General features: G+C 69.2%; 7 protein-coding genes. 3 read left to right on the plus strand and 4 right to left on the minus strand.

The genetic code is table 11. From position 1 onward, the window contains the following. Positions 1-10: 10 nt before the first annotated feature. The 3 genes from L5G32_RS04675 to L5G32_RS04685 are packed head-to-tail and all read right to left on the minus strand — an operon-like array spanning position 11 to position 2827. Positions 11-799: a heme ABC transporter ATP-binding protein gene (locus L5G32_RS04675; RefSeq protein ID WP_237009857.1), complete on the minus strand. Its 789-nt coding sequence runs from the start codon at positions 797-799 to the stop codon at positions 11-13. Continuing rightward, positions 793-1866 (minus strand): FecCD family ABC transporter permease, encoded by a 1074-nt coding sequence (locus tag L5G32_RS04680; RefSeq protein ID WP_237009858.1) that lies wholly within the window; start codon positions 1864-1866, stop codon positions 793-795. Before L5G32_RS04680 ends, L5G32_RS04675 begins: the two co-directional genes overlap by 7 nt. Continuing rightward, the gene (locus L5G32_RS04685) at positions 1859-2827 is read right to left on the minus strand and encodes a heme/hemin ABC transporter substrate-binding protein (RefSeq protein ID WP_237009859.1); all 969 of its coding nucleotides are present in this window, start codon (positions 2825-2827) and stop codon (positions 1859-1861) included. The genes L5G32_RS04680 and L5G32_RS04685 overlap by 8 nt, the downstream gene beginning before the upstream one ends. A 152-nt stretch (positions 2828-2979) precedes the next feature. Here L5G32_RS04685 and map point away from each other — a divergent pair, with 152 nt between their 5' ends. Genes map through L5G32_RS04700 form a run of 3 tightly spaced genes read left to right on the plus strand, consistent with a single transcriptional unit; the run spans position 2980 to position 6183 of the window. Continuing rightward, positions 2980-3843: a type I methionyl aminopeptidase gene (map, locus tag L5G32_RS04690; RefSeq protein ID WP_237009860.1), complete on the plus strand. Its 864-nt coding sequence runs from the start codon at positions 2980-2982 to the stop codon at positions 3841-3843. Beyond that, on the plus strand, positions 3840-5390 hold the full coding sequence (locus tag L5G32_RS04695; protein WP_237009861.1) for a cobyric acid synthase: 1551 nt from the start codon (positions 3840-3842) through the stop codon (positions 5388-5390). The genes map and L5G32_RS04695 overlap by 4 nt, the downstream gene beginning before the upstream one ends. Further along, entirely contained in the window at positions 5359-6183 is an 825-nt protein-coding gene (locus L5G32_RS04700) for an alpha/beta fold hydrolase (protein ID WP_237009862.1), read from the plus strand. Before L5G32_RS04695 ends, L5G32_RS04700 begins: the two co-directional genes overlap by 32 nt. Before the next feature lie 30 nt (positions 6184-6213). Here the strand turns inward: L5G32_RS04700 and L5G32_RS04705 are convergent. After that, on the minus strand, positions 6214-7246 hold a 1033-nt coding region (locus L5G32_RS04705), incomplete at its 5' end, for a mycothione reductase (protein WP_237009863.1).

Here is a 7246-nt window from a genome sequence, read left to right on the forward strand (position 1 = left end):
GGGCGGGTCGTCACCGACGCGGGACGATCATCCGTTCGCCGGTCTCCGGATGGTCGAACACCATCACCGGGTGGTCGTACGTGCTCGACAGGAGTTCTTCGGTCATCACGTCCGGGACCGGCCCGACGGCGCGGACGAGGCCGTCCTTCATGACGGCGACGCGGTCGGCGTAGGCGGCGGCCAGGGACAGGTCGTGCAGCACGAGCAGGACGGTCGCCCCGGCCTTCGCGCGCGCCGACAGGATCGACAGGACCTGTTCGCTGTGCCCGATGTCGAGGGCCGCGGTCGGTTCGTCGAGCAACAGGACAGGGGTGTGCTGGGCGAGGGAGCGGGCGAGTGACACGCGAGCCTGCTGCCCGCCGGACAGGTGTGCGAAGGGGCGGTCGACGAGGTCGTCGAGCGAGCATTCGGCGACGGCGGCGTCGATCAACTCCTCCGAGTGTGTGGCCTCCGGTGTGCGTGTCCACGGGTAGCGACCCATCTCGACCACTTCCCGGACCGTGAACGGCGTGTCGAGCCGATTCGACTGGGTGCCGAGCGACCGGAGGCGGGCGAGCGACCGGGCATCGAGGTGAGCGACGTCGTCGTCGCCGATCATCACGCGGCCGCTGGTGGGCGTCCGGATGCCGGAGATCGCCGACAGGAGCGTGGACTTGCCGCACCCGTTCGGTCCCACGAGCGCGACGAGTTCGCCCGGAGCGACGTCGAACGTCACGTCGCGCACCACGGGGCGGCGGCCCAGTTCGACGGTGACGGAGTCGACGGAGATCGGCGCCCCGGGGCGCGTTGCGGTCACCATCCGGCACCGGCGCTGCGTCGGCGCAACAAGATGAAGAACGCGGGACCGCCGATCAGTGACGTCAGCATGCCGAGCGGGAGTTCGCCCGCAGTGAGTGTGCGCGCCGCGAGGTCGGCCGCCGCGACGACGAGTGCGCCGCCGAGGGCACTGGCAGGCAGCAGGATCGCGTGCCGCGGCCCGACGATCAGACGCATCACGTGCGGGACGATGAGACCGACGAACATCAGGATGCCGGTGAATGCGACGCCCGCGGCAGTGAGGATCGCCACCAGCACGATCACTTGGCGCCGGACCACCTCGACATTGATGCCGAGGGCGGCAGCCTGTACCTCGCCGAGCGCGAGGAGGTCGAGTTTGCGGACCAGCACCATGCCGCCCGCGACTCCCGCGACCACGAGTGGCGCGACGATCTTGACCTGGTCCCAGGTCACGTTGCCTGCCAGCGAACCGAGCTGCCAGAACACGATCTGTTCGCGTGCCGCCGTGCTCGCGACATAGGTGAGGTACGCGATGATGCCGAGGGCGAAGGCGTTCACTGCGATACCGGTCAGCACGAGCATCACGGTCGACGAGGCGCCGTCGCGCATGCTCAGCGTGTAGACGGCGAAGGTGGTGAGCAGCCCGAACAGACCGGCCGCGCCCGCGATCGCCCACCCGTTGGTCCCGGTGCCGCCGATCACGATCATCAGGCACGCGCCCACCGCGGCGCCCGACGAGATGCCGATGATGCCGGGCTCGGCGAGCGGATTGGAGAGCATGCCCTGGAGGAGACAGCCTGCTGCGCCGAGCGCGACGCCGACGAGCAGGCCGAGCACGATGCGCGGGAACCTGGTGACCCACAGCGCGTTCTCGCCGTTCGGATGCGACGGCAACGGCCCGATGTCGAGGTGCCAGTGGTGCGCGATGGAGCCGAGGACTTCGGCGGGGGAGACGTGCACCGCGCCGGTGCCTGCCGAGAAGACGACGATCACGCCGAGGAGCACCAGAAGGACTCCGCAGGCGATCGCGGTACGGCTGCGGGAGACGCGCAGGATCCGTGCACGCACCGCTGACGGCCCGTCAGACATAGATCGCCTTCGCGAGCGCCTGCAGTACCTGGCCGGTGTCCGGACCGAACATGAGGATCTGGGTCTCGTCCATCGCGACGATCCGCTTGGCGCGGCCCGCCTTCGTCTCGGCGACGGCGGGCATCTCGAGCACCTTGTCCATGCCGCCGACCGAATCGGCGCCCTGTGTCATCACCAGGATCACGTCCGGATCGGCCCGCATCATCTTCTCCGTGCTCACCTGGGTGAACGGAGCCGACAGGCCCGCCTTTGTTCCGGCGTCGACTCCGCCGAGCTGTTCGATGAGGTCGTCGGCGCCGGAGTCGGGCCCGGCCAACAGGATGAGGTGTTCACCGCGGATGTACAGGAACGCGATCGTCGGATCACCGGACGGGTCGGGAATCGAGCGCTCGGCCACGTCGATCTCGGCCTGCGTCCGGTCGACCAACTGCTCGCCCGCTTCGGGGACCCCCAGCGCGGCCGCGACGTCGCGGATCAGTTTCGGCGAGGTCGCGACCGATCGCTCCGAGTCGAAGGTCGCGACGTCGATTCCGGAGTCGCGCAGCGCATCGACCGCCGTCGTCGGGTTGGCGTCGGTCCCCGCCAGGACGATCGTCGGATCGGTGTCGAGGACGCGTTCGGTGTTGATCGCGTGCCCGGTCTCGGTCACTTCGGGGACACCCAGCGCAGACGGGAACGTCGTCGACTTGTCGCGGCCGACGACATGCGATCCGAGACCGAGCGCGTAGACGATCGTGCCGAGCGTGCCGTTTCGGTCGAGGGCGACGATCCGGTCCGCTTTCGCGGGCGCCGGTGGATCGGCTTGCACCGGGACGACGTCCTCGTCGGCGATGTGCGCGACTGTAGGCCCCCCTCGCAGGGGAGCAGTCGACTCGGACTGCAGAGCTCCGGTGTCGATCGGCTCGGTCGTGCAACCCGTCACCGCGAGCAGTGCCGCCGCGAGCAGTACCGCCACGCGCATACGCGGAGAGTGGACCACCGTCGAGCCTGCCTGTCTGGAATGAACTGTTAGGACCACCTTACCTATCCTCGGTCGATGGCGACCGTCCGGTCCCGCGGGGTCGGCGAGTGAGCCGGGGCGTCCGGCGAACCGTGACGTGAAATAATCGGGACATGACAGTTCGTTCTCCGTTGACTCCTGGCGTCGTCTCGCCGATCCTGCCCGTTCCCGACTCCATCGACCGCCCGGAGTATGCGTGGAAGGACACTGTCGCCGAAGGCCACGAGCCGTGGGTGCAGACGCCCGAGACCATCGAGAAGATGCGACTCGCGTCGAAGATCGCAGCCAATGCGCTCGCCGAGGCAGGCCGCGCCGTCGAACCCGGGGTCACCACCGACCGCCTCGACCGGATCGCTCACGAGTACATGATCGATCACGGGGCGTACCCGTCGACTCTCGGCTACAAGGCGTTCCCGAAATCGTGCTGCACCTCGCTCAACGAGGTCATCTGCCATGGCATCCCCGACTCGACGGTCGTTCAGGACGGCGACATCGTCAACATCGACGTGACGGCGTACATCGATGGCGTGCACGGCGACACCAACGCGACGTTCCTGGCCGGCGACGTCTCGCAGGAGGCGCGGGATCTCGTGGAGCGCACGCGGATCGCGACCGACCGTGCCATCAAGGCCGTCAAGCCCGGTCGCGCGCTGAACGTGGTCGGCCGCGTCATCGAGGCGTATGCGAATCGGTTCGGATACAGCGTCGTCCGCGACTTCACCGGGCACGGCATCGGCGAGACGTTCCACAACGGCCTCGTCGTGCTTCACTACGACCAACCTGCGGTCGACACGGTCCTCGAGCCCGGCATGGTGTTCACGATCGAGCCGATGATCAACCTCGGCGGACTCGATTGGGAGATGTGGGACGACGACTGGACCGTCGTCACCGCAGACCGCCGCTGGACTGCCCAGTTCGAGCACACGCTCGTCGTGACCGACACCGGCGCCGAGGTCCTCACCCTGCCCGACGCATGACGCCGGGCGGCGCGTTGCTGGTCGGTGGAACCAGCAGTGACGCGGGAAAGAGCCTGATCGTCGGCGGACTGTGCCGCGCCTTGGTTCGCGAGGGTGTGCGGGTCGCGCCGTTCAAAGCCCAGAACATGTCGAACAACTCGGCCGTCACCCTCGACGGCGGGGAGATCGGCCGCGCCCAGGCGTTGCAGGCCACGGCGTGCGGTCTTCTCCCGGACACCCGCTTCAATCCGGTGCTGCTCAAGCCCGGGAGCGACCGCCGATCGCACGTCATCGTCCGCGGTCGGCCGTACGGCGACGTCGGAGCGGCCGACTACCACGCCAGGCGCACCGAGTTAGCCGAGGTCGTCGCTGCTGAACTCGCTTCTCTCCGTGACGAATTCGACGTCGTCATCTGCGAAGGCGCCGGTTCGATCGCCGAAGTGAACCTTCGAGCCACCGACATCGCGAACATGGGGCTGGCACGCGCGGCGGGCATGCCGGTGCTGCTGGTCACCGATATCGACCGCGGCGGCTCGCTCGCGCATCTGTTCGGCACGCTCGCGCTCCTGGATCCAGCCGATCAGGCACTCGTCGCGGGCTTCGTGGTGAACAAGTTCCGCGGCGACCCGGCTCTGCTCGCGCCCGGCCTCGACACGATCGGCGAACGAACGGGGCGCCCGACCCTCGGTGTGCTGCCGTACGCCGACGACCTGTGGATCGACGCCGAAGACTCCCTCGCATCCCCGGTGGGGCGACGGGTCGGCGGGCGCGTCGCGTACACCGGCGGCCCGCGGCTGACGGTGGCCGCGATCCGGTTCCCCCGCACCTCCAACACCACCGACGTCGAAGCGCTCGCGTGCGAACCCGACGTCGACGTCACCTGGGTCGACGACCCGGCCGCGGTACGGGCCGCCGACCTCGTCGTGCTGCCCGGGTCGCGAGCGACCCTCGCCGACCTGGACTGGCTCCGCGATCGCGGGCTGGCCGACGCCGTGGTCGAGCGCGCACGGGCGGCCCGGCCGGTACTCGGGGTCTGCGGCGGGTTCCAGATGCTCGCGCGCCGGATCGTCGACTCGGTCGAGTCGGGTCGGGGGGCCGTCGACGGGCTCGGCGTGCTGGACGTCGACATCGAGTTCCGTTCCGACAAGACGCTGCGTCCGTTCGTCGGGCACCGCGGATCGGACGCAGTGTCCGGGTATGAGATCCACCACGGTGTGATTGCTCGCAGCACCGAGGACACGTGGCTCGTCGACGACGAGAGGGGTCCGGAAGGGGCCAGGCGCGGCGCCGTCGCGGGCACCCACTGTCACGGGCTGCTCGACGCGGACGACTTCCGGCGTTCCTACCTGCTCGAAGTGGCGGCAGCGGTCGGAAAGCCTGGGTTCGTTCCAGCGTCCCGGGTGTCGGCGAAGGAGGTGCGTGAGACTCAACTCGACGCGATAGCCGACTTGGTCACCTCGCACCTCGACATGCGAGCTGTGCACAGATTGTTGTCGGCGGGTGCCCCCGGGCTGCCGACCGTCCTATCCTGGCTGAGTGGAGACCGAACACCTGACCATCGACCATGACGGCCTGAGTTTCGACGTACATCTGTCCGGACCGGCCCGCGGGCCCGTCGCCGTGCTGTTGCACGGATTTCCGGTCGACTCGCGGTGCTGGGACGACGTGATCCCGCGTCTGCACGACTCCGGTCTGCGGACGGTCGCCATCGACCAGCGCGGCTACAGCCCGGGCGCACGGCCCGAGGGAGTCGACGCGTACACGTTGGACAAGCTGACCGGCGACGTCCTCGCCATCCTCGGACACCTCAACATCGCGTACTCGATGGTCGTCGGCCACGACTGGGGCGGCATCGTCGCGTGGCACCTGGCCGCGAACAACCCGGATCGCTTCACCAGCCTCGTTGCAGTCAGCACCGGCCATCCGTCGGCCATGCGAGACGCTCTCATGGCCGGCGACCAGCGGGACCGGTCGACGTACATCAAGTGGTTCGTCGAACCCGACGCCGAGGACCGCCTGACGGCCGACGGCGGCGCGAGCCTGCGCACGTTCGGTGTGAGCGCGGCGGAGATCGAGCCGCTGCTCGAGCCGGGAGCGCTCACCGGGCCCCTCAACTGGTATCGCGCCAACTTCACCGGTGACATCGCTACCAAGCTGGCGTGCCCGCCCGTCGAGATCCCGACCACGATGGTGTGGAGCGACGCCGACGATGCGCTCGGCCGCGAACAGGCCGAACTCAGCGGCCGGTACGCCTACGGCGATTACCGGTTCTCAGTGATCGCCGGGGTCGACCACTGGGTGCCGCAGAACGCAGCGCCCGCCGTGGCCAGCGAGGTGTCCCTGAGGTCCAGCCTGTTCTGACTCGACCGATCCGGACCCCGGCGGTCCCGATCAGACGTCGAGCCCCAACAACGCGTTCTCGAGCACCTCGGGCAGTGCCGGGTGGATCCAGTACTGACCGCGAGCCATCTCGGGGGCGGTGAGTCCGAAGCTCATCGCCTGCACGAGCGGCTGGACGATCGACGACGCCTGCGCACCCAGCAGATGCGCGCCCACGATGCGGCCGGTGCCGCGTTCGGCGATCACCTTGCAGATGCCGTCGGTGTCCTCCATCGCCCACCCGTAGGCGACGTCGCCGTAGTTCTGCACCTTCACGGTGATGTCGACGCCCTGGCCGCGCGCCTGCTCCTCGGTGAGGCCGACGGACGCGATCTGGGGGTGGGTGAACACGGCGGCCGGGACGGCCCGGTAGTCGAACGAGTCGAGATCGTCGGCGTCCCACCCCTTCAGCAGGTTGGCCTGGACGACGCGCTGCTCGTGGTTCGCGACGTGCTTGAGCTGGTAGGGCGAGCTCACGTCGCCGAGAGCCCACACACCGCGCGCGGATGTCCGGCCGTGCGCGTCGACCGGCACGCGTCCGTCGTCGGTGAGTGCGATGCCGATGCTGTCCAGGCCGAGTCGGTCGCCGTTCGGGGTGCGTCCGGTCGCGACCAGGAGGGCGTCGGCCTCGACCGCGTCGCCGTCGGCGAACTCGAGACGCACCGAGCCGTCGGCGAGTTGTGCCGCGGATGCGACCGGTGAGTCGAGTCGTACGTCCCACTGTCGGGACGCGACCTCGGTGAACCGGTCGGCGACGTCGGTGTCGAGGGCGCGCAGCAGCTTGGGTCCGCGTGCGATCACCGTCACCTGGGTGCCGAGCGCCGAGAAGACGTGCGCGAACTCGGCGGCGATGAATCCGCTGCCGAGGATCGCCAGGCGCTTCGGGAGTTCCGGCAGCCGCATCACATCGGCATTCGTGTGGAACGGCACGCCCGACTCGGCGATCACATCGGGGACGTCGCTGCGGGCGCCCGCAGCGACGACGACGGCAGTGGGCAGCACCCTCTCGCCGGCGGCGGTGCACAACCGGGAACGGCCGGTGTCG

The organism is Gordonia zhenghanii (assembly GCF_021738965.1).
GTDB lineage: Bacteria > Actinomycetota > Actinomycetes > Mycobacteriales > Mycobacteriaceae > Gordonia > Gordonia zhenghanii.

What these genes read in the sequence shown, in the direction of transcription:
- L5G32_RS04685 (WP_237009859.1), bottom strand. Translation starts at nt 2,827, where the DNA reads ATGCGCGTGGCGGTACTGCTCGCGGCGGCACTGCTCGCGGTGACGGGT.
- L5G32_RS04695 (WP_237009861.1), top strand. Translation starts at nt 3,840, where the DNA reads ATGACGCCGGGCGGCGCGTTGCTGGTCGGTGGAACCAGCAGTGACGCG.
- L5G32_RS04675 (WP_237009857.1), bottom strand. Translation starts at nt 799, where the DNA reads ATGGTGACCGCAACGCGCCCCGGGGCGCCGATCTCCGTCGACTCCGTC.
- map (WP_237009860.1), top strand. Translation starts at nt 2,980, where the DNA reads ATGACAGTTCGTTCTCCGTTGACTCCTGGCGTCGTCTCGCCGATCCTG.
- L5G32_RS04680 (WP_237009858.1), bottom strand. Translation starts at nt 1,866, where the DNA reads ATGTCTGACGGGCCGTCAGCGGTGCGTGCACGGATCCTGCGCGTCTCC.